This window comes from Achromobacter sp. UBA2119 (assembly GCF_002331005.1).
GTDB lineage: Bacteria > Pseudomonadota > Gammaproteobacteria > Burkholderiales > Burkholderiaceae_B > Achromobacter > Achromobacter animicus.
In genome coordinates, this window is record NZ_DCYD01000013.1 from 201,655 (window position 1) to 225,617 (window position 23,963).

At 65.8% G+C, this 23,963-nt stretch carries 19 protein-coding genes and 1 tRNA gene; 4 read left to right on the top strand and 16 right to left on the bottom strand.

Annotated features, from left to right (window positions below):
- Positions 1 to 3 precede the first annotated feature (3 nt).
- Positions 4 to 1,542 carry a DEAD/DEAH box helicase gene (locus B3098_RS13210; RefSeq protein ID WP_191576253.1) on the bottom strand — a complete coding sequence of 513 codons (1,539 nt, stop codon included), beginning with the start codon at positions 1,540 to 1,542 and terminating at the stop codon, positions 4 to 6.
- A gap of 304 nt (positions 1,543 to 1,846) precedes the next feature.
- On the opposite strand from B3098_RS13210, the gene B3098_RS13215 reads away from it, so the two are divergent.
- Positions 1,847 to 3,319 carry a YdgA family protein gene (locus B3098_RS13215; RefSeq protein WP_286896833.1) on the top strand — a complete coding sequence of 491 codons (1,473 nt, stop codon included), beginning with the start codon at positions 1,847 to 1,849 and terminating at the stop codon, positions 3,317 to 3,319.
- Between the two features lie 133 nt (positions 3,320 to 3,452).
- Positions 3,453 to 4,904 carry a YdgA family protein gene (locus tag B3098_RS13220; protein ID WP_286896835.1) on the top strand — a complete coding sequence of 484 codons (1,452 nt, stop codon included), beginning with the start codon at positions 3,453 to 3,455 and terminating at the stop codon, positions 4,902 to 4,904.
- 3 nt (positions 4,905 to 4,907) lie between these two features.
- Here B3098_RS13220 and B3098_RS13225 read toward each other — a convergent pair whose 3' ends face one another.
- From B3098_RS13225 to B3098_RS13260, 8 genes are all read right to left on the bottom strand, one after another.
- The gene (locus B3098_RS13225; RefSeq protein ID WP_286896837.1) at positions 4,908 to 6,116 is read right to left on the bottom strand and encodes a metal-dependent hydrolase family protein; all 1,209 of its coding nucleotides are present in this window, start codon (positions 6,114 to 6,116) and stop codon (positions 4,908 to 4,910) included.
- Between the two features lie 27 nt (positions 6,117 to 6,143).
- Positions 6,144 to 7,871, bottom strand: coding sequence for a dipeptide ABC transporter ATP-binding protein (locus B3098_RS13230; protein WP_286896840.1), 1,728 nt, complete (start codon positions 7,869 to 7,871; stop codon positions 6,144 to 6,146).
- A gap of 7 nt (positions 7,872 to 7,878) precedes the next feature.
- A complete protein-coding gene (locus B3098_RS13235; RefSeq protein ID WP_175137046.1) occupies positions 7,879 to 8,805 on the bottom strand; it encodes an ABC transporter permease in 927 nt (308 codons plus the stop codon).
- 11 nt (positions 8,806 to 8,816) lie between these two features.
- A complete protein-coding gene (locus B3098_RS13240; protein WP_056565682.1) occupies positions 8,817 to 9,788 on the bottom strand; it encodes an ABC transporter permease in 972 nt (323 codons plus the stop codon).
- A 119-nt stretch (positions 9,789 to 9,907) separates the two neighbouring features.
- Positions 9,908 to 11,515 (bottom strand): ABC transporter substrate-binding protein, encoded by a 1,608-nt coding sequence (locus tag B3098_RS13245; RefSeq protein WP_175123932.1) that lies wholly within the window; start codon positions 11,513 to 11,515, stop codon positions 9,908 to 9,910.
- Between the two features lie 355 nt (positions 11,516 to 11,870).
- The gene (locus B3098_RS13250) at positions 11,871 to 13,259 is read right to left on the bottom strand and encodes a GTPase/DUF3482 domain-containing protein (RefSeq protein WP_286896844.1); all 1,389 of its coding nucleotides are present in this window, start codon (positions 13,257 to 13,259) and stop codon (positions 11,871 to 11,873) included.
- Positions 13,252 to 14,697 carry a DUF2868 domain-containing protein gene (locus B3098_RS13255; RefSeq protein WP_286896846.1) on the bottom strand — a complete coding sequence of 482 codons (1,446 nt, stop codon included), beginning with the start codon at positions 14,695 to 14,697 and terminating at the stop codon, positions 13,252 to 13,254. The genes B3098_RS13250 and B3098_RS13255 overlap by 8 nt, the downstream gene beginning before the upstream one ends.
- Before the next feature lie 97 nt (positions 14,698 to 14,794).
- The gene (locus B3098_RS13260) at positions 14,795 to 15,685 is read right to left on the bottom strand and encodes a helix-turn-helix domain-containing protein (protein WP_279971265.1); all 891 of its coding nucleotides are present in this window, start codon (positions 15,683 to 15,685) and stop codon (positions 14,795 to 14,797) included.
- A gap of 171 nt (positions 15,686 to 15,856) precedes the next feature.
- Between B3098_RS13260 and B3098_RS13265 the strand changes: the two genes are divergently transcribed.
- Entirely contained in the window at positions 15,857 to 16,765 is a 909-nt protein-coding gene (locus B3098_RS13265) for a DMT family transporter (protein ID WP_286896849.1), read from the top strand.
- A 56-nt stretch (positions 16,766 to 16,821) separates the two neighbouring features.
- Here B3098_RS13265 and B3098_RS13270 read toward each other — a convergent pair whose 3' ends face one another.
- From B3098_RS13270 to B3098_RS13285, 4 genes are all read right to left on the bottom strand, one after another.
- A complete protein-coding gene (locus B3098_RS13270; protein WP_286896851.1) occupies positions 16,822 to 18,018 on the bottom strand; it encodes an aminotransferase class V-fold PLP-dependent enzyme in 1,197 nt (398 codons plus the stop codon).
- A 34-nt stretch (positions 18,019 to 18,052) separates the two neighbouring features.
- Positions 18,053 to 18,526: a RidA family protein gene (locus B3098_RS13275; RefSeq protein ID WP_175137053.1), complete on the bottom strand. Its 474-nt coding sequence runs from the start codon at positions 18,524 to 18,526 to the stop codon at positions 18,053 to 18,055.
- 118 nt (positions 18,527 to 18,644) lie between these two features.
- A complete protein-coding gene (gcvA, locus tag B3098_RS13280; protein WP_279971261.1) occupies positions 18,645 to 19,556 on the bottom strand; it encodes a transcriptional regulator GcvA in 912 nt (303 codons plus the stop codon).
- Positions 19,557 to 19,718: 162 nt separating this feature from the next.
- Positions 19,719 to 19,794, bottom strand: a tRNA-Asn gene (locus B3098_RS13285).
- 173 nt (positions 19,795 to 19,967) lie between these two features.
- On the opposite strand from B3098_RS13285, the gene B3098_RS13290 reads away from it, so the two are divergent.
- Positions 19,968 to 21,356: a GntP family permease gene (locus tag B3098_RS13290; RefSeq protein WP_191576268.1), complete on the top strand. Its 1,389-nt coding sequence runs from the start codon at positions 19,968 to 19,970 to the stop codon at positions 21,354 to 21,356.
- A 101-nt stretch (positions 21,357 to 21,457) separates the two neighbouring features.
- On the opposite strand, the gene B3098_RS13295 is transcribed toward B3098_RS13290, so the two are convergent.
- The 3 genes from B3098_RS13295 to B3098_RS13305 all read right to left on the bottom strand — a co-directional run bounded on the left by B3098_RS13295 (position 21,458) and on the right by B3098_RS13305 (position 23,930).
- The gene (locus tag B3098_RS13295) at positions 21,458 to 22,237 is read right to left on the bottom strand and encodes a hypothetical protein (RefSeq protein WP_286896855.1); all 780 of its coding nucleotides are present in this window, start codon (positions 22,235 to 22,237) and stop codon (positions 21,458 to 21,460) included.
- Positions 22,201 to 23,271 carry a T6SS phospholipase effector Tle1-like catalytic domain-containing protein gene (locus B3098_RS13300; RefSeq protein WP_286896857.1) on the bottom strand — a complete coding sequence of 357 codons (1,071 nt, stop codon included), beginning with the start codon at positions 23,269 to 23,271 and terminating at the stop codon, positions 22,201 to 22,203. Before B3098_RS13300 ends, B3098_RS13295 begins: the two co-directional genes overlap by 37 nt.
- An 89-nt stretch (positions 23,272 to 23,360) precedes the next feature.
- Positions 23,361 to 23,930 (bottom strand): DUF3304 domain-containing protein, encoded by a 570-nt coding sequence (locus B3098_RS13305; RefSeq protein ID WP_286896858.1) that lies wholly within the window; start codon positions 23,928 to 23,930, stop codon positions 23,361 to 23,363.
- Positions 23,931 to 23,963: the final 33 nt, after the last annotated feature.

Below are 23,963 nucleotides of genomic sequence, written 5' to 3' on the forward strand. Positions count from 1 at the left end.
ATATTACTTGCTCAGCAACGCGGCACGCGGCGCGCCGCTGGGGCGCCCTTGGCCGGCGCGTCCTTCGGCCGGGCGGCCCGAACCAGCATTGCCGGCCGGACGCGACGACCCTTCGGGACGGCGATTCTGTTGCGGACGGCCCTCGTTGCGGCCGGCGTGAGCCGGACGGTCGGCGGGCTTGCCATCGCGCGAACCGCCGTTGCCACGGCCTTCGCCGGCGCGGGCCGGCGCGGGCGCACGGCCACCGGCCGCTGCGCGCGGCTGGCCTTGGGCAGGACGCGAGGAGCGGCCCGAGCCGCCGTTGCCGCCGCGGCCGCCATTACGAGGACCGCCGCGCATGCTGCGCGAGTCTTCGTCGCGTTCCTGGCGTTCGAAGGCGGCTGCGCTGGTGGCGGGCGGCGTCCAGCCTTCCACGGGCTTGCGTTCGATCGTCTTCTTGATGAGGCGCTCGATGTCCTTGAGCAGCTTGATTTCGCTGTTGTCGACCAGCGAGACCGCGGCGCCGGTGGCGCCCGCGCGGCCCGTGCGGCCGATGCGGTGGACGTAGTCTTCCGGCACGTTGGGCAGCTCGAAGTTCACGACCTGCGGCAACTGGTCGATGTCCAGGCCTCGGGCGGCGATGTCGGTGGCGACCAGCACGGTCACGCTGCTGTCCTTGAAGCCGGCCAGCGCGCGCGTGCGGGCCGACTGGCTCTTGTTGCCGTGGATGGCGGCGGCGGTCAGGCCGTCCTTCACGAGCTTTTCGGCCAGGCGGTTGGCGCCGTGCTTGGTGCGCGTGAAGACCAGCACTTGGTGCCAGCCGCTTTCACGGATGATGTGGCTGATCAGGTCGCGCTTGTGGTGTTGCTCGACGATGTGCACGGTCTGCGTGACCAGCTCGGTGGCGGTGTTGCGCGGGGTGACCGAGACTTCGCCCGGATTGTTCAGCACGCCGCGCGCCAGGGTGCGGATCTCGTCGGAGAACGTGGCCGAGAACAGCAGGTTCTGGCGTTGCTTGGGCAGCAGCGCGAGAATCTTGCGGATGTCGCGGATGAAGCCCATGTCCAGCATGCGATCGGCTTCGTCCAGCACCAGGATTTCGACGCCCGACAGGTCCACCGTCTTCTGGCCGCAATGGTCCAGCAGGCGGCCCGGCGTGGCGACCAGGATGTCCAGCGGCTTGCGCAGCGCGGAGATCTGGGGGTTGATATTGACGCCGCCGAACATCACCATGGACGTCAGCGAGGTGTACTTGCCATAGGTTTGCACCGATTCGGCGACCTGCGCGGTCAGTTCACGCGTCGGGGTCAGGATCAGGCAACGCGGGCGGCCGGGCTTGCGGGCCTCGGGCTTTTTCTGCGACAGCAGGTGCAGGATCGGCAGGGTAAAACCGGCGGTCTTGCCGGTGCCGGTCTGGGCGGCTGCGAGCAGGTCGCCGCCTTTCAGCACTTGCGGAATGGCCTGGGCTTGAATGGGCGTGGGCGCGGTGTAGCCGGTGTCGGCAATGGCGCGCAACAGCGAATCAGCCAGCCCGAGGTCGGCGAAAGGGGAAGTGGTAGTCAAAACAGCTCCAGCGGCAGCCTGTCGCTCTATTTGAGAGACTCCAATCCAGGCGGTCGAATAAGGAGAAAAGGGGAAGCGCCCATCAGGGCGAAGCTTGGCGGCGAAGGGCCGAGCGGACGTGCGCAGATTGGCTTGGCGCACGGAACGGATTGTAGCTGATGTGGCGGCGCAGCAAGCGCTTAAAAGGCCTTTATAGAATCATTCAGAAATATTTTGAATTAAATTAGAACAAAATAAGTGTTTTCCCTAGTCGGCCCTCCCTATAATCCGTCGGCTTTCATCTATTCAAAATAAAAGGGATGCAATGAAGAAATCGGCATTGGTTGGCATCGTCGTCGCGCTGGGCGCGGTCTGGACCGGCACGGCTTGGTACACGGGCCAAAAGGCCGAAGCCTTCGTCAAGCAGGCCATCGAGGACTCGAACGTCGAGCTCAAGAAGATCGCTGACAAGTGGGGCATCAATGCCGTCGCCGAGCTGGTCTCGTTCGACCGCGGCGTCTTCACCTCGACGTCCCGCTACCGCATCAAGTTCACCACGCCCGCCGCTGAAGGCAAGCCCGCGCAAGAGCGCGACGTGGTCTTCATCGAGCACCTGAGCCACGGCCCCCTGCCGTTCTCCAACCTGAAGTCGGGCAAGTTCATGCCGGCCATGGTGGCCAGCGACTTCGCGCTGGAAGAGACGCCCACCGTCAACGAATGGTTCGCCGCCGCCAAGGGCGCCGTGCCGCTGTCGGGCCACTACAGCGTCAGCTACGGCAAGGACATCACCGGCACGTTCAACATGGCCCCGGTCGAAGTCGCCAAGGACACCACCAAGCTTGTGTTCTCGGGCATGAAGGGCGATTTTGATTACGCCACTTCCACCAAGCGCGGCATCTTCGACGTGGCCGTCGACAGCCTGGAGCTGTCGGGCCCGTCCGACACCAGCGACATCACCGCCATGGCGGTCAAGGGCATCACCCTGACCAGCGACCTGAAGCCGGCCGCCAATGAGATGTACGTGGGCAGCCAGAAGGTGACGCTCAAGGACTGGACGATCACGTCGCGCGAAAAGCCGCCCGTCCAGCTCAAGGACACGTCGATCGCCGTGGACATGACCGAGAACGGTGCGGCCATGGGCGCCAAGATGGCCGTCGACTTCGGCATGATCAACGTGCAGGCCAAGGACATGGCCGGCCTGAAGCTGGTCATCGACGCGCAGAACATGGACTCCAAGGCGCTGAAGTCGCTGAACGACATCTATGAGGCCGCCTCGCGCCGCATGCTGCAAAGCAAGGGCGAAGAGCAGACGCCGCAATTCACGGACGAAGAAAAGGCTGCGATCCAGACCAACGTCGAGCAACTGCTGGCCGGCAACCCGACGCTGGCCGTCGCGCCGCTGGAAGTGCGCACCGCCAACGGTACGTCGACGTTCAACCTGGACGTGGCGCTGGTCAAGCCCGCCGCGCTGGAAGGCGACGCGTCCGACATGGCGTTGCAGGCCCTGAAGAAGCTGGATGCCAAGCTCGTGCTGTCCAAGGGCAACCTGGCGGACCTGATGGCCATCGAACCGCAAATGCGCGGTGTGGCGGCCGAACAGGCCGCGCAGACCGCCAAGGGCCAGGTTGAAATGGTCGGCACCATGGCCACGGCAATGGGCCTGGGCAAGATCGAAAACAACAACATCGTCTCCTACCTGAACTACGCCGACGGCCAGGTCGACTTCAACGGCAAGAAGATGCCGCTGCAGCAGTTCCTGATGATGGCGATGGGTGGCGTGCTGGGCGGCATGCGCTAAGCTGCCGCAACACGATTGGCACGCCGCGATCTTCTCGGCGTCGCCTGCGACGGGCTGTCCTTGCGACAGCCCGTTTTTCTTTATGATCGGCCCTTGCGGCAATCACGGCGTATCTCAAACGGACAGAGGCATCATGAACAAGCGGATCGTGGCGGGTGGCGTGGTGGTGGCGGTGGTGGCTGCGGCGTGGGTCGGCACCGCGTGGTACACCGGCAAGCAGATCGAAGCCCGGCTGGCGCAGGACGTGCAGGCGTTGAATGCAGAGGCGCAGCGCCTGAGTGCAAAGCTGGGCGTGCCCGTGACGCTCGAACTGCAATCGTTCGAACGCGGCGTGTTTTCGTCCGATGCGCGGTTCGGAGTGAAGGTGACGTTGCAGTCTGGCCGCAAGCCGGCCGAGAAGGCATTCGCGTTCATGAGCAAGATCGAGCACGGTCCGTTTCCCGCCTCGCGGCTTTCGTCAGGCGACATCGCGCCCGTGATGGCGGCGGGCCGGCTGCACATGACCGAGACGCCCGACGCAGCCGCCTGGTTCGCGGCGGCGGGAGGATCGGCGCCGGTGACGGCAAATTTCCTGATCGCGTATGACCGCGACTTTTCCGGCGATCTGGCGCTGGCGCCGGTGAAGTATGCCGACGCTCCGATCACGTTCGACTTCTCGGGCTTGCAGATGCAGGTCAAACATGCCGGCGACGGCACGCACGACACGGTGTCACTCGCCGTCAACAAGGCCTCGCTGACCGAAGTGATCAGGGGCAATCCCAACACGCTGACCCTGGATGATCTGGCGGTGTCGCATGAATTGTCCGGTACCGCGGCGTCCTCCACGAGCAGCTCGACGTTGACGGTCAAGCAATGGGCGTCCGATATGGACAAGCTGCCGCTGGGCCTGAAGGACATTGCGCTGACGCTGGGTTCGGAAGGGACACGTGAGCGCATGGCCGGCAAAATGACGCTCGATGTCGGCAGTATCAGCGTGCGCCACTTGCATGTGGCCAAGCTGCGGATGGCGGCGAGCGGCAAGGACATGGACGTGGCGGCGCTCAAGGCGTTTCAGGACGCCACCACAAGCACGCCGTTGAACGCGAAAAAGGCCGATCCCCTTTCGGGCGAGGGGATGCTTGCTGCGTCGCAAATGTTGAAATTTCTTCTAGCCCGTCCCAGCTTCACGCTGTCGACGCTGCAGGTCGATACGGCGCATGGCACATCGACGCTCAGCCTGGATATCGGCCTGGATTCGCCGTCATTCTGGAAACACGACCCCATCGCCGTCGCCAAGGAAGTCGTGCGCAACCTGAGCGTGCGGCTGAAGCTGTCGCCGGAAAACCTGGCCGACGTGATCGCGGCGCGGGCGGAACTGAAGGGCGCCACGCGTGAGGCGGCCCGGTCGGCGGCCGAGCGGGAAGCCGCAGGGCTGCGCGGCCTGATCGCCGCAACGACCTGGGCCCGTATCGAGGACGGCGTGATCCAGTTCGAGGCGGACTACCGCGATGGTCAAGTCGACATCAACGGCAAGCGCATCCCCGTCGAGATGTTCCTGGGCCAGATGTTCATGCGCAATTCGCCAGGCGCCGCGCCGGCGCCCTGAGGGTCAGAACGGCAAAGCTCCCGCCGCAAGTTCGCCGTTGCGCAGCACGGCGACGTGAAAACGCTTGTCGGCGGCCTTCATGATGTCTTCGGCGGGGTCGCCCTGCACCAGCAGCAGGTCGGCCACCTTGCCCTCTGCAATCACGCCGTGATCGGTCATGCCCATCAAATCATGGCCACGTGACGTGCCGGCGATCAACGCGTCCACCGGCGTCATGCCGAACTCCACCATGTAGGCCAGTTCCATGGCGTTCTCGCCATGCAGGTTGAACGGCGTGCCCGCGTCGGTGCCCAGCGCGATGCGCCCGCCGGCCTTGTAGTACATCTGGAACGACTCGCGATGGCGCTGCTCCACCGCGCGGGCCTTTTCCACCGCGTAGGCGGGAATGCCGTTGTCGGCGTTGGCGATGATGTTGCGCACGGCGGCGATGGTCGGCACCAGGTACGTTTCGGCTTCCAGCATTTCGCGCAGGCAGTCGTCGTCCATGAAGATGCCGTGCTCGATCGAATCGATGCCGGCGCGCACCGCGTTCAGGATGCCTTGCGTGCCCTGCGCATGGCTGGCGGTGCTTTTCCGAAAGCGCTTGGCCTCGTGCACGCCCGCCTTCATTTCGTCGAAGCTGTAGTGCGCATCCATTGGGCTGACGCCCGGCGTCATGACGCCGCCCGTGGCCATGATCTTGACCAGATCGCAGCCCGCGTGGACCTGTTCGCGCACGGCCTTGACCACTTCCTCGCATCCGTCGGCCACGCGGCCGATGCGGTTGCCGTGGCCGCCCGTCATGCAGATGATGCGGCCCGACGCCTTGATCGTGGGACCGGGAAACACGCCGTGCGCGATGGCGTCGCGCACGCCGAATTCCAGATAGTCCTTGCCGCCGCAGTCGCGCAGCGCCGTGACGCCGCCGCGCAGGCTGGCCTGCGCGTTCTCCAGCGCGGTCAGCGTGATCTGCGCGGGGCCCTGCTTGCTCAATTGGGCGTTGGGGTCGGCGCCGCCCGTGTAGACCAGGTGCACGTGGCAATCCGCCAGGCTGGGCATGAGCGTCATGCCCGGGGTGTCCACCCTTGCACCCGCGTAGCCTGAGAATTCGCCCGCAGGCGCCACGCGGGCCACGCGTGCGCCCTCGACCAGCACGCCGTGGTTGGGCAGTGTCTGCCCCTCCCCGTCGAAAACCTTGCCGCCGATGAAGAGGGTTTGCCGTGACTCGCTCATGTCAGTGGACTCCGTTGGCGCGCGGTCTCAACCCACCACGTCCAGCCCTTCGCGGGACATGGATTGCAGACGAGGCATCAAACCGAGCAGATGTTGGCTGTAGGGATGCTGCGGGTGTTCGAACAGGGTTTCGGTCTCAGCGACTTCCAGCAGTTCGCCGTGGCGCATCACGCCGACGCGATCGCACATCTGCCGGATCACCGGCAGGTCGTGGCTGATGAACAGCATGGTCAGGCCAAGCTCTTCCTGCAGGTCTTTCAGCAGGTTCAGGATCTGTGCCTGGATGGAGACGTCCAGCGCCGACGTGGGCTCGTCGCAGATCAGAAAACGCGGCCGCGTGGCCAGCGCCCGTGCGATGCAGATGCGCTGCCGCTGACCGCCGGAGAACTCGTGCGGAAAGCGTTCCGCGGCGCGGTCCGCGAGGCCCACCACGTCCAGCAGGTCGGCCACGATGCGGCGCGTCTCGGCTTCGCTGGCGGCAAGCTTGTGGAAGCGGATGGGCTCGGCCACGATGTCCAGCACGCGCATGCGCGGGTTCAGCGACGAGAACGGATCCTGGAAGATCATCTGGATCTGCCGCCGGAACGGGTTGAGTTCCTTCTCGCCCTTGAGCGCCGTGAGATCGGTGCCGCCGAACGTGACCGAACCCTCGCTGGGCGTGTACAGCCCGGATATCAGCCGCGCCACGGTCGACTTGCCCGAGCCGGATTCGCCGACCAGACCGAAGACCTCGCCTTCGCCGATGGACAGATTCACGCGCTTGACCGCGTCCAGCGTGCGCTGGTTGCGCTTGAAGAAGGCGCTCTTGAGCACAAAGCGCATGGACAGGTCGCGCACCTGCACCAGCGGGCCTTCCGTTCGCTTGCCGAAGTCGCGGCGCTGGCCCAGCCAGTGCGTGGCCAGGTCCAGCGGCTGCGCAGGCGTGCGCACGGATTCGATATAGGTCACCAGCGGAAAGCGCTTGAGCTTGATGTCCGGACGCGGCACGGCCGAGATCAGGCTGCGCGTGTAGGCGTGGTCGGGGTCGCCAAGAATCTTGGCCGTGGGGCCCTGCTCGACCAGCTTGCCGCGATACAGCACCGCCACGCGGTCCGTCACATCCGCGATCACGCCCATGTCGTGCGTGATGATGATCATGCCGACCTGTTCTTCGCGGCACAGTTTCTTGAGCAGGTCCAGGATCTGCGCCTGGATCGAAACGTCGAGCGCGGTGGTGGGTTCGTCGGCGATGATGACTTCAGGCTCGCAGCACAGCGCCAGCGCAATCACCACGCGTTGCCGCATGCCGCCGGAGAACTGGTGGGGATACTGCTGCACGCGCAGCTCAGGCTGGTCGATGCCGACCTGCGCCAGCAGCTGCACGGCGCGCTTCTTCGCGGCGTCGTGCGTCAGCTCCAAATGCACCAGCATCGTTTCCACCAGCTGGCTTTCGACGGTCTGCAGCGGGTCGAGCGAGGTCAACGGATCCTGGAAGATCATGCCGATGCGTCGGCCGCGCACTTTGCGTTTCTGTGCGGGCGTCAGCGTGTCGATGCGTTCGCCGTTCAGCAGCACCGATCCGCCGGCCAGCCGTCCCGGCGCTTCAAGCAGGCCAATGACCGCGTTGCCGATGGTGGACTTGCCCGCACCGGATTCGCCCACCACGCCCAGGATCTCGCCTTTTTCCAGCGACAGGGAAACGCCGTCCACTGCCACCAGCGTGCCGCGGCGGCTGGGAAATTCGATCCGGATGTCATCAATGTTCAGCAGGGCCATGGCGTCCTCAGCGCAGCTTGGGGTTGAGCGCGTCGCGCAGCCAGTCGCCCAGCAGGTTGACTGACAGCACCAGCGCCACCAGCGCGATGCCGGGGAAGATCGAGATCCACCACATGCCCGAAAACAGATAACTGTTGCCGATGCGGATCAGCGTGCCCAGCGACGGCGCGGTGGGCGGCACGCCCACGCCCAGGAACGACAGCGTGGCCTCGGTGATGATGGCGATTGCCAGATGAATGGTGGCGATGACCAGCACCGGCCCCATGACGTTGGGCAGGATGTGGCGGCGCAGGATCGTGATGGGGCCGATGCCGATCAGCTTGGCCGCCTGCACGTATTCCTTGTTGCGTTCGACCAGCGTCGAGCCGCGCACCGTGCGCGCGTACTGTACCCAGCCGGAGATCCCGATGGCGAAGATCAGCACGTAGAGCGCAAGCTGGTCGTGCATGTCGCGCGGCAACAGTCCGCGCGCCACGCCGTCGATCAGCAGCGCGACCAGGATCGCCGGAAACGAGAGCTGCACGTCGGCGATGCGCATGATGAAGCTGTCGACACGCCCGCCCGCATAGCCGCTGATGAGGCCAAGCGTCACGCCGAGCACCATCGAGAACAGCACCGAGGCAAAGCCGACCAGCAGCGACACGCGCGAGCCGTACATGACGGCCGACAGGATGTCGCGGCCCTGGTCGTCCGTGCCCAAGAGGAAGTCGGGGCTGCCGCCCTCTTCCCAGGCCGGAGGCGTGTTGGCGTCCATGATGCTTAAGGACGCGAGATCGAATGGATTGTGCGGCGCCACGAGCGGCGCGAACAGCGCGCCCAGCACGATGACCAGCGTGACTACCGCGGCGATGATGGCGCCGGGCGAGCGTTTGAAGCTGTGCCACAGGTCGCTGTCGGCGGCGCGCGTGAAGAAGGGAGCGATGCGAGCAATCATGCGTTATTCCTTTATTTGCTCTGCACGCGCAGACGCGGGTCCACGGCGAAGTACAGCAGGTCAACGACCAGGTTGATCACCACGAACATGAAGGCAATCAAAACCAGATACGCGGCCATGACCGGGATGTCCACCATGCTGATGGCCTGGATGAACAGGAGACCCATGCCCGGCCACTGAAACACCGTCTCGGTGATGATGGCGAAGGCGATGATGGAACCCAACTGCAGCCCCGTGATCGTGATGACGGGCACCATCGTGTTCTTGAGTGCGTGCCGGAAATTGATCAGCCGCTCTGGCAACCCACGCGCCCGAGCAAATTTGATGAAGTCGGCACGCAGCACTTCCAGCATCTCAGCGCGCACCAAACGCATGATGAGCGTCATCTGAAAGAGCGCCAGCGTGATGGCGGGCATGATGAGCGCCAGCCATCCGGATTTGGTGAGAAAGCCCGTTGTCCACCATCCCAGGCTGACGACATCGCCGCGCCCGAAGCTGGGCAGCCATCGCAGCTGCACGCCGAAGAACAGAATGAGCAGGATGCCGATCAGGAACGTGGGCAGCGAGATGCCCGCCAGCGAAATCGCCATAAAGGCCTTGGACAGCACGCCGTGGCGCTTGAGCGCGGTGTAGATGCCCATGGGAATGCCGAGCGCCAGCGCCATGACGGCGGACACGAACGACAGTTCCAGCGTGGCCGGCATGCGCTCTTCGAGCAGGTCGCTGACCGGGCGGCGGTGCCGGTACGACATGCCGAAGTCGCCCTGCACTGCATTGATGACGAAATGCGCGTACTGCACGACGAAGGGATCATCCAGGCCGAGCTGTTCGCGCAACTGGGCGCGCTGTTCGGGCGTCGTGTCCTGGCCCACCATGCTGGCGACCGGGTCGCCCACGTAGCGGAACATGGAGAACGCAATCAGCGCCACCGTCAACATCACGAGCACCGACTGAAACAGCCGCTGCGCAATAAAGGAAAGCATGTCAGGAAGCCCTCTGGTTCGGACGGCGCCGGGCCGCGTTCCGCGCGCCGCGCGGAAATGGGGGCTGGGCCGGGCGCGTCCGGGCGGCGTGCGCCGCCCGGGGTTGCATCACGCGCCGCTTACGGCAGCACGACGTCGCGCAGGTCCAGCACGTCGTCGGCGCGCTGGGTGACGGTGACGTTTTCCTTCACGCCCCACGACATGGGTTGTTGATGCAGCGGCAGGTAGCCGAAGTCGCTGCGCACGATGCCGAAAGCTTCCTTGATCATCGCGTTGCGCTTGGCCTGATCGGTTTCGACGCCGATCTTGTTGGTCAGCTCGTCCACTTTCTTGTTGCAGTAGCCGCCCAGGTTGAACTGGCCGGCGGCCGTCTTGGCGTCGCGGCACGAGGTCAGGTTCAGCAGCGTGTTGTGCGCATCGGTGGAGCTGGGCGTCCAACCCAGCATGTACATGCTGGTCTGGTTGCCGGCCTGCAGCAGGATCTTGCCGAAGTACTTGGACTTGGTCTGCGCCAGCAGGTTGATCTTGATGCCCACGCGCGCCAGCATGCCGGCCACGGCCTGGCAGACCTTTTCGTCGTTGACGTAGCGGTCGTTCGGGCAGTCCATCGTCACGGTGAAGCCCTTGGGATACCCGGCTTCGGCCAGGAGCTTCTTGGCGCGTTCGGGATCCGGCTTGTACGGCGCGCCGAACGACTCGTCGTAGCCGTTGATGGACGTGGCGATCAGCGAGCCCAGCGGCTTGGCCGCGCCGCGCATGATCTTCTCGTTGATGGCCTTGGTGTCCACGGCCAGCACGACGGCCTCGCGCACGCGCACATCCTTGAACGGGTTCTTGCCCTTCACGTCGGAGAACAGCAGCTCGTCGCGGTCCTGGTCCATGCCGATGAAGATGGCGCGGGCTTCGGGCGCGGTCAGCGGCTTGACGCCCTTGGCGTCTTCCAGGCGCTTCCAGTCCTGCACCGGCACGGGCTGCACGACGTCCATCTCTCCGGAGATCAGCGCGGCCACGCGCGTGGCTTCCTGCGTGATCGGCTGGAAGACGACCTCGTCGATGTTGGTCTTGATGTTCTTGTTCCAGTAGCCGCCGTAGCGCTTGAGCACCGTCTTCACGTCGGGCTGGCGCTCGGTCAGCATGAACGGGCCGGTGCCGTTGGCGTGCAGGTTGGCGTAGTTGCCCTGGTTGTCGCCCTTGACGTTGGTGGCCTCGGTGGTCTTGTTCTTTTCCGCCCAGTTCTTGCTCATGATGTACAGGAACACCCATTCGCGAGGCAGGATGGGGTTGGGCGTGGGGGTGGTGACTTCGATGGTGTAGTCGTCCACCTTCTTGATGTCGCTGGCCTTGGCGCCGTAGCCCTTCATGTCCGAGCCGGGCGTCAGGCTGCGCTTCCACGAGAAGATCACGTCGTCGGCGGTGAACGGCGAACCGTCATGGAACTTCACATCCTTGCGCAGCTTGAAGACCCATTTGGTGGGCTCGGGGTTCTCCCAGCTTTCCGCGAGCAGCGGCGTGAGTTTCAGATTGCCGTCGTAGCCGGCCAGCGTTTCGTAGATGTTGCCCTGGAAACCCAGCGTGAAGGTCTCGTTCAGGGCCATCGGATCCATCGACGTGGCGTCGCCCTGATACGACCAGTGCAGCGTTTTGGCGGCTGCGCCGGCGCTGAAGGCCAGCGAGGCGGCCACGGCAGCGGCCAGCGCCGCCTGCTTGAAGTGGGGAAAAGTACGCATAGCCCTCATGCTCCGTGTGGTGCGCGGATCGCGCGACAGAAGTGACAGGGCCCCGGCCCCAAGGGGATCCGGGGCATGGCGTTGCTGCTTACGACGATGGAAGGATGGGGGCCGGGCGGCGCGCGGCGCGAACTGCGCGCAGGCCGTGGTTGGCGATGCCGGTAATCACTGCGCAGGACTTCGACTTCACGATAGACCGACCCCTTGTGATTGGCATGACGGGGACGGACCCGCGCCGATGCAGATCGAATCTTATCGACGCATTCGTTTAAGCGTCAATTGCTTTGGATTGGGGTTATCACGCGCTTGCCGGATGCCGTGAATGGTGCGTCCTGCGGGGCAAGCGGGCCGCCGGTCATTCGGCCGGGAGCGGCGTGGATGCTAGGGTTTTCGCCAATTCGTGCAGCATGCGCTTGCGGCGGTCGCTGTCTTCATAGTGTTTACCCAGGGCCGACCATTCGGGTCGGCTGCGCGCTTCCTTCAACGCGTCGGGCAACGGGCCCTTGCGCCATGCATCATCGGCGGGAAGGTCCAGGCGCAATGGATCGCGGGCCGCGTGGCCACGGCGCTCCAGTGCCTCGATCAGCTGCCGTTGGCGCAAGGCGAGCAGGCGCAGCACGGCATCGTCGACGCTGATCTCGCGATAGCCGCGCAGCTTGCCCGCGACGCGCTTGCCCAGCTTTTCGACGCCTTGCCACAAGCCGCCCGCGGCCGCGCCGATCAGCATGCCGGTGCCCAGGCTCAGGCCCGCGCTCATCAGGTCCACGGCGGCGCCGGCCATGGCGCCTGCGGCCGCGCCCATGCCGACCTGCACGCCCATGTCCTTGAGCGCCTGCGGATGAAAGAGATCCATGCCCCAGCGTTCGCCTTGCAGGGGCAACGCGTCGTCGGTGTAATCGGTGGCGCGGAAGTTGTACAGCGCGAGCAGCGCGTTGACGCAGGTCTGTTCGCGCTGGCGCACCTGATCGCGTAGCTGGTTGGACGCGGCGGCCAGCGCGGCTTCATCGCTTGGGCTCGACAGGTGCAGCGCAGCCACGTCGATGAGCAGGTCCGCGACCAGCTCGTAGGCGGCGGCGTGGCGTTCGCGGCGCTGGGCGGCCAGGCTGTCCGACAGCCGGGCCAGCGCGCCGGCGTGGCGATCCAGCAGCACGCCGAGTTTGGCGTACAACTGCTGTTCGCCATCAAGCGGCGGCGCGACGGTATCGAACTCCACCACGGCGTGCAGGCCCAGTCGTGCCATGGCATCGCGCCATTCGTCGGCGCGGTGCGCGGGTGCGTTGACGAAGTTGAGGACCGGCAGCAGGGGCCGGCCGCACGCGGCCAGGATGGCGAGTTCATCGCGATGCTTGCCCAGCACCGGATCGCGGGCGTCGATGACGTACAACGCGGCATCGCAATCGAGCATCTTGGTCAGGACGCGCGCCTCCTGTTCGTAGCGGCCGTGCGCTTCGGGCGTGTCCAGGAAACGCCGGATGCGCGCCGGGCCGTCCAGCCTTTCGCCGGGGCGGTCCAGCCGTTCCAGGTATTCCAGCAGGGCGATGCTGTCTTCCATGCCGGGCGTGTCGAACCATTCCAGCACGGGCCGCCCGCCCAGGCGCAGGCGTGCGCCTTCGACGTGACGCGTGGTGCCGGGGCGGTCGGCCACTTCACCAAACGTCGTGTCGCGGGTCAGCGTGCGCAAGAGCGATGTCTTGCCGGTGTTGGTGTGACCGACGAGGGCGATCTTGATGAGCGGGTCAGCCATGACCGGACTCCAGCCAGGTGAGCGGTGCACTGGGCGCCTGCAGGATGGCGTCGGCGGGCAGGCCCAGCGCCAGCAGGCGGTCGCGCCAGAGGCCGGCGCGGGTTTCGGCAGACGTGTCGTCGCCGGCGCGCGGCGTGATCAGCCAGACGCGCGTCTGTCCCGCGTGGGCCGACAGGTCCGCCACCAGCGACAGCGTGCCCCGGTCGGGCGTCTGGCGTGCGTCGCAGGCAATCAAAAGACGCGAGGCCGCCGATTGGGCCAGCGCATCGAGCACGCGGTTGCGTTCTTCGCGCGTATCCAGGTTGCCGGCCTGGCGGATGGTGCTGGGCACATCCGCGGGCGGCCAGGTCAGGTCCGCGGGCAGCTCAAGCGCCAGCAGCACGGGCTGCCCGCCCAGGCCGTCCAGCGCCGGGGCACGCACCCGCGGTTCGTGCAGCGGATCGACGGGGCGGTCGATGCCGGTGGACAGCGCGGGCGGTTCAAGCCGGTCGCGCAGGGGCGAGAAACCTGCCAGCGCGGGATCGATGCGCACGCGACGCAGCGCGCGCAGCGTGGCGGCGACGCACAGCGCGCCAGCGATCAGGCGCGGCACGATGCCGTAGACCACGAGCACACCGATCAGCCAGAGCGACCATTGCGCCTGCGCGCCGGCCGGCAGGACCTGCGTGCCGTCGCTGGCGCGGATCGTTTCGGCGTCGGGCATGGGAAAGCCCAGATGCGCGGGCAGCCAGCCGATGACCTGCGTCAGCCAGACGAAGGTGTCGGGCGCGAGCAACGTGGTGGCCCAGATGAAGCGGTAGCTGGCGGTGGACAGCACGGCCAGCAGCGTCACGAGCGCGGCGCACAGCGCGGTCAGCCACAGCAGATGGCTGATGCTGCCGAACAGGCCGCGCAAGGCGCCGGCGCGTGACAGCATATTCAGGAAGGCCTGCGGCACCAGCGCGCCATCGGGTCCGCGCGCCAGTTTGCGCGTGGCCCAGAGCCACAGCCGCCCAAAGCCGGTTACGGCCCCGGGCCGCAGCAGAAAGCTAGCCAGCCACAGCAGGAAGGTCAGCGCATGCAGCCCCAGCAGGGCACCCACGGCCCACAGCACGTTGACGGGCCGCGTGCCATCGCCCAGCGCGCCCATGGCAGCCGCGGCGCCGGAAACCAGCGCCAGCACAAACAGGGCGGCCAGCATGGCCGTGGCGCTGCGGCGCCAGGCGTCGACGAGGGGATTGAGGTTTTCGCGTTGCGCCAGCAGCGCGGCGCGGGCCAGGATGCGCGACGGCAGGTCGGCATCGAGTTGGCGCACCTGGCGCACCGCCTGCGCGTCTTCGAGCGGCCCCCAGTGCGTTTCGCGCAACCGGATGAGTTCGGCCAGCCAGTGCGCGCGCAAGGGGCGCTGACCTGCGCTGTCGATGAGGGGGGAAGTATCGCGAGAGGTCGGAAGCGGCATCGCGTCGGAGCAGGCGGGAGGTGGCCGGGTGAGCCGCTAGGGCGATGCGCCATTGTAGACCGCGCGCTGCGGCCGGCATGATGCCGGATGGGCGGTGTCAGTGACGGGCGTGCGCACTGCGGTACTGGCCCGGCGTGACGCCGATGGCGTCCCGGAAGACGCGGGCCAGGTGGCTGGCGCTGCCAAAGCCGCAGGCCTGCGCAATGCTGGCGAGGTCGCCCTTGCCGGCCGCCAGCAGGTGTTGGGCGCGGGCCAGACGCCTGCCCCGTACCCAACCGTGGGGCGGCTCGCCGAATGAGGCGTGGAACATGCGGGCGAAGTGATACGTGGACAGCGCGGCGACGCCAGCCAGCTCGTCGAGCGTCAGCGGATCGGCCAGATGCGCGTCCACGTAGTCCATCACGCGGCGGCGCACGCCCGGCGCCAGGCCGCCGCGCGCCGGTTGCGGCGTTTTGCGCGCCACGCCCTGCATCAGCAGATGGTGCAGCACGGTCTCGGCCGCGCTGCTGGCGGCCAGCCGGTCGGCGGGTTCGTTCCAGTCCGCATCCAGCAGGCGGCGGCAGACGTCGATGAGCGAGTCGTCCTGGATGTAGGTGCGGTCGCGCAGTTCGAGGGTGCGCGGTTCGCAGTCCAGCCGCATGACGGCTTCGCGCGCCAGCCGCTGCGGAGCGATGTACAGGTGCAGGAAGCGCACGTTGTCGTTCATGCTCCAGCGGGAATGGTGCTCGGCGGGCAGCACGCAGAATTTGCCCGCACCGCCATGCAGCGAGTCCTGGCCCACGCGAAACGACCGGTCGCCGCCGTGCAGGTATAGCGACAGCGTGTGGTGGCCGGGCGTTTCGTAGCCCAGCGTTTCGCGGGCGGTGCGCGACCACTGCGAGATCGCCATGCCCTCGCCCAGCGACGTGGCGCGCTGCAGCGTCGCGGTCGAGCGCGACAGCGTGCGGAATACGGAGAAATCGGCCGGGGCCGTAGCGGTGTTGCCCATGGGAAGGAATGCTACTGCGTTCGCGCGCGCGTGACGCGCCCGATCCGGACAAAAGCGCAAGAAACGGCAATTGCGGCGTGGCTCGGGGGCGCACACTGGACGCCCGGTGCGCCAGGTGGCCGCCGGTGTCCGAATCGGCTCTCAGGGCTGCTTGACCGCGCCCCTCGCATCATGAATCTTTTCCTGTATCTGCTCACCGTCCTGATCTGGGGCACCACCTGGATCGCCATCAAGCTGCAGCTTGGCGTGGTGGCCATTCCCGTGTCGATCTTCTACCGTTTCGCGCTGGCGGGGCTGCTGCTGTTCGTGACGCTGCTCGCGATGCGCAAGCTGCAGAAGCTGGACCGGCGCGGCCACTGGCTGTGCGTGGGTCAGGGCCTGTGCCTGTTCTGCCTGAACTTCCTGTGCTTCTATTCGGCCACGCAATGGATTCCGAGCGGCCTGGTGTCAGTCGTGTTTTCGGCTGCCACGCTGTGGAACGCGCTTAACGCGCGGATCTGGTTCGGCACCCGCATCTCGCCGCGCATCATGGTGGCCGGCGCGCTGGGATTCTGCGGCCTGGTACTGCTGTTCTGGCCGGAACTGGCGGGCCAGGAGGCCAGTCACGAGACGCTGCTGGGGCTGGGCTTTGCGCTGCTCGGCACGCTCTGCTTTTCCACGGGCAACATGCTGTCGTCCCTGCAGCAGCGCGCCGGCATCCGGCCGCTGACGGGCAATGCGTACAGCATGCTTTATGGCGCGGCGATTCTTCTGGCGGGCTGCGTGGTTGCCGGACTGCCGTTCGGCTTCGATTCCTCGCCGGCCTATGTGGGCGCGTTGCTCTATCTGGCGGTGTTGGGATCCGTCGTGGGTTTTACCGCCTATCTGACGCTGGTCGGCCGCATGGGGCCGGCGCGGGCCGCTTACTGCACGGTGCTGTTTCCGGTCTTGGCGCTGAGCATATCGACCGTCGTCGAAGGCTACCGCTGGACGCCCTACGCGTTCGCCGGCCTGGCGCTGGTGATGCTGGGCAACCTGCTCGTGTTCACGAAATGGTCGCCGTTTTCGAAGCGGGCGGGCGTGGCGGGCAGGATCGCGTAATGCGGGCCGGAGGCGCCGCCGCGCAGTCATGCGCGGGCGGCTCGATCCAGTACCCGTTATGAGGCCAGCTTGCGCAAGGCTTCCAGCAGCCGGTCGACCTCGTTGCCGCTCGTCAGATAGCTCACCGATGCGCGTGCGACCCGGTCCAGGCCGCGGGCCTGCATGTCCAGCGGGGTGTAGGGCACGCCGTTGCTGCCGATGGTGATGCCCTGCGCGGCCAGCGCGCGTTGCACGTCGGCCGCGTCGTGTCCGGCGAGGTTGAAGGCGACCAGCCCGGATTTGTCGCGGCCCTGGTCCAGCACCGACACGCCGGGAATGGCCGCCAGTTCGGCGCGCAGTGCCTGGGCGTTGGCGTCGATGGTCGCGCGGATCGTGTCCAGGCCCACATCCAGTGCTTCGCGCAGGGCATTGGCAAGGCCGCAGCGCAGCGCCAGCGAGTTCTCCGCGGATTCCAGACGCGCGGCGTCGGCGCGCAACGTGGGCTCGCCGTCAGCGCCCAGCGGCGCGGAATGCGTGTCCACGAAGGCGGGCGTGAGCCGATCCAGGAAGTCGCGCCGCACGTACAGCAAGCCCGTGCCGCGCGGTCCGCGCAAGGCCTTGCGGCCGGCGCCGCTCAGCACGTCGCAGCCGACCTCGCGCACGTCGATGGAAAACTGACCCACCGCCTGCGCGCCGTCCACAAAGTACGGAATGCCATGCTTGCGCGCCACGCGTCCGATGGCGGCGGCGGGGTTGATGAGGCCGCCGTTGGCGGGCAACCAGGTCAGCGCGATCAGCCGCACCCGGTCGTCCAGCATGGCTTCCAGCGCCTCTGCATCCACGCAGCCGCTGTCGTCCGACGGGATCGTTTCCAGCGTCGCGCCCGCGCGCTGCGCAATCAGGCGCATGGCGGCCAGGTTGCCGCCCCATTCGTGGCGGCCGACCAGAATGCGATCACCGGGCCGCCACGCCGGCAGCGCCGCAAACGCGGCGCCCCAACCCGGCGAGTTGCCGCCTGTCAGCGCGATCTCCTCGATCTGCGCATTGAAGAGCTGCGCGGCCAGCGTGCGGGCCGCTTCGATGAGGTCGCGCGCCGCCACGCCCGCTTCCATCGGCCCCTGCGCCGCTTCGCGCTTCAGATGCGCATGAATGGCCAGCAGCGTGGCTTCTGACGGCAGCGACGCGCCGGCGTGATTGAAGTGCACCGTGCTTTGCGCGCCGGGCGCGAGGGCGCGCAGCGCCTGGACGGCGCTCGGGGTCAGGGGGGCGGTCATGGCGATTCCTGTTGTGGCTTTCAGTCGGCCGGCATCAGGCCGGGGTCAGCGCGATCACGGCCTCGACTTCCACCGACACGCCTTGCGGCAAGGCGGCGACGCCGACGGCGCTGCGGGCATGGCGGCCCGCGTCGCCGAACACCTCGACCATCAGGTCCGAAGCGCCATTGGCGATGGCGCTCTGACGATTGAAGTCCGGCGCGCTGGCAACGAACACGCCCAGCTTGACGACGCGCGCCACGCGATCCAGGCGGTCGCCCGTGGCGGCGGCAATCTGCGACAGGATGCCCAATGCGCTGGCCCGCGCCGCCTCGACGCCGTCGGCGTCCGACACCTGATGGCCCAATTGGCCCAGATAGGCCGCCTTGCCGTCCTTGCGCGAGATCTGGCCAGAGATATAGAGCAGGTTGCCTTCCTGGACGAAGGGCACGTAGTTGGCGGCCGGCGCGGCGGCCGCTTCCAGGACCAGGCCAAGTTCGGCAACGCGGGCGGAAATGCTTTGGGTCATATCGGATCACCTATGAAGAAAGGGAAAGCGCGTCTTGACGCTTCCCCGATGCTATCGGCCGCGGCGCGGCATGACCAATCAATTCTTGCCAGGTACGTATGAGTAAAACTAATACGTGTCAGACACCCGTGGATTGGGCCGCGGTCTGCGCCAGCCAGTCGTGCAACGCCTGGACGGGTTCGCTGAATGCGCCGCGCGGCGTGACGAACCACCAGCCGATGCGCGGATCTTCCAGCACCGCACCGGGCAGCGCCTCGACCAGCGCGCCGCTCGCCAGGTGCGCGCCGATCAGCCGTTCCCGGCCCATCGCCAGGCCCTGCCCTGCAAGCGCGGCCTCGACGACGATGTTGTAGTCGTGCAGGCGCACCGTGCGCGCGGCGCCCAGATCCAGCCCGTACCGGCGGGCCCAGGCGTCCCATTCGAACTGCTGCCGCGCGTGCGAGACCAGCAGCGGGTGGCGCAGCAGGTCTGCAGGCGTTTTCGGCCGCTTCCTGCCCGCCACCAGCGCGGGCGCGCACACGACCGACAGGCGTTCCGTCATCAACAACGTGCTGCGCACGCCGGGCCAGCCACCGCGACCATAGCGGATCGCGGCGTCGACCTCGCCGCCCGCCACATCCGCCAGCGCGATGTCGGGCTGCAACTGCAGATCGATGTGGGGATGCGCGGCGGCAAAGGCGGGCAGGCGCGTCGCCAGCCAGCGCGTGGCGAACGACGCCAGCAAGCCGATCCGCAGCGTATGGCGCGCGGGCTCTGGTGCGCGCAGTTCGTCGGTGCCCTGGCGCAGCAGCTCGAATGCCGCGTGCACTTGGGCGTAATAGGCCTGGCCCGCGTCGGTCAGCGCAACGGCGCGGGTGCGCCGCTCAAAGAGCGCCACGCCCAGTTCCTTTTCCAGCCGCTGGATGTGATGGCTGATCGCGCTCTGCGTGACGAAGAGCTCTTCTCCGGCCTGCGAAAAGCTCAAGCGCCGCGCGGCGGCCTCGAAGGCGCGCAGGGAGACCAGAGGCGGCAGGGATCGCGAGGAACGCATTGTTGTGCGGGGATGGAAGGTGCGGCAGATCCGGGTGATGCTACGCGATGCGCGCGGGTTGGCAACTCGTGCGCCATCCCGCGCAAGCCGCCGCGCCCCAATGCAAAAAGCCCGCAAACAAGTTGCGGGCTTTTTTAAGGGTACTGCGGTACTGCAAATTCTTGGCTCCCCGAGCTGGGCTCGAACCAGCGACCTGCGGATTAACAGTCCGTCGCTCTACCGACTGAGCTATCGGGGAACAGGTAGAGGGGGCGAATTATGCACAAAAAAACGGAAGAATGCAAAGCGGGGCCGAAAAAGCGCGTTTCGGCAGCCGAAACCGGCCCTTTTTTTCAAGCTTGCCGTCAACCCGATCCCGTATGATGGCGCGCAGAGGGCTCGCGACCTCTCTCGATGTTTCTGGGTTCTCATATGTCTTCGTTCGACATTCAATTGCTGCTCACCGCGCTGGTGAGTGTTCTGGTCCTGGTCGCACTGATCGTCTCGCGGATACGCATGCATCCGCTGCTGGCGCTCTTGATCGTGTCGATCGGCGTCGGCTTTGCAACGGGCATGGCCCCGGGCGCCATCGTCAAAAGCCTGACCGACGGCGCCGGCAAGACGCTGGGCGCCGTGGGCGTGGTGATCGCGCTGGGCGCGATGCTGGGCAAGATCCTCGCGGACTCCGGCACGACCGAGCGCCTGGCCAATGCAATCCTGCGCCACACCTCCCCGCGCCTGATTCCCTGGGCCATGACGCTGGTGGCCTTCGTGATCGGCATCCCCATGTTCTTTGAAGTGGGTCTGGTGGTGATGCTGCCGCTGATCTTCAGCGTGGCGCGCAAGCTGGAAAGCCAGGCGCGCTTCAAAGGTTCGGCCTATGTCTACGTCGGCGTGCCGGTGATTTCGGCCCTGGCCGCCATGCACGGCATGGTGCCGCCGCATCCCGGCCCGCTGACGGCCATCGCCACGCTCAAGACCACGGTCGGCCCGACCATGATCTACGGCTTCATCGCGGCCCTGCCGGCCATGATCTTCGGCGGACCGCTGTATGGCGCGTTCATCGCCCCGCGTATGACGACGCGGCCGGACGAGGCGCTGCTTGAACAGTTCACCGCCTCCACCGACAGCCCCGCGGGCCAGAATGCGCCCAGCGTCGGCCTGGGCGTGCTGGCGGCACTGCTGCCGGCCTTGCTGATGCTGGTCCATGCCGTGGCCGAAATGCTGCTGCCCAAGGACTCCAGCGTGACGCACGTGGCTGGCTTTCTGGGCAACCCCGTCGTCGCCATGCTGCTGGGCGTGCTGTTCGCGGCCGTGACACTGGTCTTCATGCGCGGCGGCGACCCGGAAAAGCTGCGCGGCGCGCTGGGCCAAAGCTTGAAGCCCATTGCCGGCATCATGCTGATCATCGCCGGCGGCGGCGCCTTCCAACAGGTCCTGACGAACGCCAAGGTGGGCGACGCCATCGTGCACCTGACGCACCAATTTGCATTCCCGCCGCTGATCCTGGGCTGGCTGATCGCCATGCTGCTGTCGGTGTCGACTGGCTCGGCCACCGTCGGCATCGTGGGCGCCGCTGGGCTGCTGGCGCCGCTTGCCGGCGCGGACCCCAACCTGAACCTGCCGCTGCTAGCGCTGTCGATTGGCTGCGGCTCGCTGTTCTTCAACTATGCGAATCACGCCGGTTTCTGGATGGTGAAGGAATCGTTCGGCATGACGATGGGCGAAGCCACGAAGACGATCTCGGTCGTGCAGTCGATCGTGTCGGTGGTGGGGTTGGTGATGGTGCTGCTGTTTAATTTGTTGCCGGCGCTGGGATGACGAGGGCCGGGGGCAGAGGCGCAGCGGGCGCGCGCCGCCTTCTCATTACCTATGCGGGCGCGTAGTAAAAGAATGCCGATCTGCCCGGTTCCCGGCATTGATCACCGTGGCAGACTGAACAGCTTCTTCATATCGATGCTGTTCTGCAGCGCGCGCCTCGTCGCTTCGTACTCGCGGTGCTCCGCTTCCTGGCGCTGTTGTTCGGTGGGTGGCGCCTGGGTCACGGGTTTGCCTGTGCCTCGATAGATGCGACGGTAGCGCAGATAGCCTTGGAGTTCCCACTTGCCGGGCACGGGATCTGCACCGCCAAGGCGGCTAAGCGGTTGATCGAGCGGACGGAAGCCCGCGTAGGAATCATGCAAGTAGTTGGCAAACAAATAGGCTTGCGGCGTCAAGTGCTCCGGATTCTCGGGAGTCGCCAACGTCGGATGTGCCTTGATGCGCTCCAGTACGTCCCCGGCTTCGTCGGCCAGCACCAATCGGCGCGAAGTTTTCGTCACGGCATCGCCGCCATACGCCAACGGGCTCACCATGGCCGCACGTTTGAGGTACTCACTCTCCTCTTCGGTCATCCCGTCCAGGGCGGAGATGTCCTTCAGTAGCGTCTGGTTGGCGCCTTCCAAGTCCTGAAAGTCGTGGGGGAAGGCTTTCTTCGCGCGGGCCACCCAGGTTAGTTTGGTTGAAAAGACGTTTCGCACCTGATAACGCCACGCGAGGTAGGAAATCAGCCAATGGCTGGCGGTCGCTTCCGCTGGAACCGCTTGCATGAAGGCGTCGTAGGCGTTGCGTACATCCGGGTGAATGGCGAAGGGGTCATAGCCGATGTCTTCCGCCAACTTCTTGTTCAGCGGAACTTGCGCCATGCGTGCGGCGTCGTACATGAGTTCAACGGAATCTGCGACAGCATGTCGTCGTATCGTCCGCTGGGACCGCGCCCCTGACTTCCGGGCAGATAGCCGCCTCCCACATCGGAATGCACACCAGGCACCGCGTATTCCTTGTGCCTGCGTGCAAGGCTGCCATCGGGGCTGCGTATGCTGTCCAGCGGAAACGGGGTGCGATTCTCGTGCATGGCCACATAATGCACGCATTGCACGTTGGCCGGCACTGCTAGTGCGTCGGGCGTGGCCCAAGCGAAATGCCCATCGCCACCGGCGCTGGCCGGAATGCCGATTGAGGCCACCGTGTCGAACAGGCCGACAAACCGAATCTCCGTCTGTACGCCGCACAAGCGATCCCCGTCCATCAGCGCGCGCAACCAATTGCAGAACACGCGGGCCTGGGCAGCACCTCGGGAAAATCCGAAGACGTCCAGCGAAATACTGATCAGCTTGGGCTTGACTGTCCTGGCGATCCTGTCTGCCAACGCCTGGACCTCACGCCGGTAAAACGCCTCTGCGTGCGGGCGAGCACCGTCTCCAAAGCACAGCAAGCCCCCCTCGGTACGCATGCCCACCGCATCCAGCGCCTGCACATCCTGAACGCCTCCCTCCAGAGGGGAATAGGTGTCTGTGCGCTCGAAATAAACGCGCTTGCCGTTGCGGCATAGCGCCATGATGACTTCGTCTGCGTAGCGAAATCTATTGCCGCTGATCGCACGATGAATAAAATCCAGCACGCTCAGCAAGCCAAAGTTGATGCGTCCATCACCGCCCTGGCCGCTCGACGGTCCAAAAGCGGCATAGTTGGCTTCTCCAATCTCCGCGAAGGGGGTACCAACTCCAGGGACGTAGACAGCACGTTTCCCCTCCGTAAATTTTTCGGGATAGGCCCGAAAAAGCCGAGCCACATTGGAGTCTTTGCGCGCCATGAGTTGGGTTGTCCCGGGAACAAGGCCTGGCGCGCATTCGTTCGCATCGTCCCAGTATTGGTTGTTGCCCGTCCCGTCAAAGAATACGCCGATCTGTAGGTCCACCTCGCAGTTCTCCGTGGCGGGAAGGCATTGTGGAAACGACGGCTGGATACTCGGCGTAGGGCCGACGGGATGGGCTCGAAGGAGTTTATTCACTGCGCTCTTTCCATCATGACCGGGCCGCCTGCCCACGAACAGCGTTCGCGATAGCTGCCGTAGACATCCCAGGGGTCCTTGTTAGGAATCAAGTCATTCGGTCCGGGGTAGCCGTTGCCAGGGTAACCAGGACCTACGTTTGCTGAAACGACACGAACGCTTCCATCTGCCAGGAAGTGAACAAACATATGCCCCACCTTTTCGTAGGGGTCCACTGCCACGCGTCGTTCGTAGCTTTGTCCGCCACAATCTCGCCAGTTAGTGACATTCCAGCTCACCACCACCGTTAGATCGGGATGCCATTTCCGCGGCAAGGTCGTGCAGCAGACGATGCGGCCACCGGTGCCTGCTTGATGTCCGCTGGCGCCATTGACCCAAAAGTTCTGCACGCTCACGTGATCCGGCAAATGATCGATTCCGGTCATGGACGTGCCCACGTTGTCCTGCTTGGCCCGCCGACCGTCACAGCTAGTCAGCTGGACCACGAGCAAGGCGAGTGCAAGAAAAACAAGAGGGAAAACTTTCATGCCGACGCGTTGTTGGTTCTGACGAGAGGTGAATTGCATTGCCCCTGGACGGGTGTTTCCGCGACCCACTTG

Coding starts and splice junctions, on each gene's coding strand:
- B3098_RS13305 (WP_286896858.1), bottom strand. CDS start 23,930: ATGCAATTCACCTCTCGTCAGAACCAACAACGCGTCGGCATGAAAGTT.
- gcvA (WP_279971261.1), bottom strand. CDS start 19,556: ATGCGTTCCTCGCGATCCCTGCCGCCTCTGGTCTCCCTGCGCGCCTTC.
- B3098_RS13275 (WP_175137053.1), bottom strand. CDS start 18,526: ATGACCCAAAGCATTTCCGCCCGCGTTGCCGAACTTGGCCTGGTCCTG.
- B3098_RS13245 (WP_175123932.1), bottom strand. CDS start 11,515: ATGCGTACTTTTCCCCACTTCAAGCAGGCGGCGCTGGCCGCTGCCGTG.
- B3098_RS13225 (WP_286896837.1), bottom strand. CDS start 6,116: ATGAGCGAGTCACGGCAAACCCTCTTCATCGGCGGCAAGGTTTTCGAC.
- B3098_RS13215 (WP_286896833.1), top strand. CDS start 1,847: ATGAAGAAATCGGCATTGGTTGGCATCGTCGTCGCGCTGGGCGCGGTC.
- B3098_RS13235 (WP_175137046.1), bottom strand. CDS start 8,805: ATGATTGCTCGCATCGCTCCCTTCTTCACGCGCGCCGCCGACAGCGAC.
- B3098_RS13220 (WP_286896835.1), top strand. CDS start 3,453: ATGAACAAGCGGATCGTGGCGGGTGGCGTGGTGGTGGCGGTGGTGGCT.
- B3098_RS13250 (WP_286896844.1), bottom strand. CDS start 13,259: ATGGCTGACCCGCTCATCAAGATCGCCCTCGTCGGTCACACCAACACC.
- B3098_RS13240 (WP_056565682.1), bottom strand. CDS start 9,788: ATGCTTTCCTTTATTGCGCAGCGGCTGTTTCAGTCGGTGCTCGTGATG.
- B3098_RS13290 (WP_191576268.1), top strand. CDS start 19,968: ATGTCTTCGTTCGACATTCAATTGCTGCTCACCGCGCTGGTGAGTGTT.
- B3098_RS13265 (WP_286896849.1), top strand. CDS start 15,857: ATGAATCTTTTCCTGTATCTGCTCACCGTCCTGATCTGGGGCACCACC.
- B3098_RS13260 (WP_279971265.1), bottom strand. CDS start 15,685: ATGGGCAACACCGCTACGGCCCCGGCCGATTTCTCCGTATTCCGCACG.
- B3098_RS13295 (WP_286896855.1), bottom strand. CDS start 22,237: ATGTACGACGCCGCACGCATGGCGCAAGTTCCGCTGAACAAGAAGTTG.
- B3098_RS13255 (WP_286896846.1), bottom strand. CDS start 14,697: ATGCCGCTTCCGACCTCTCGCGATACTTCCCCCCTCATCGACAGCGCA.
- B3098_RS13230 (WP_286896840.1), bottom strand. CDS start 7,871: ATGGCCCTGCTGAACATTGATGACATCCGGATCGAATTTCCCAGCCGC.
- B3098_RS13270 (WP_286896851.1), bottom strand. CDS start 18,018: ATGACCGCCCCCCTGACCCCGAGCGCCGTCCAGGCGCTGCGCGCCCTC.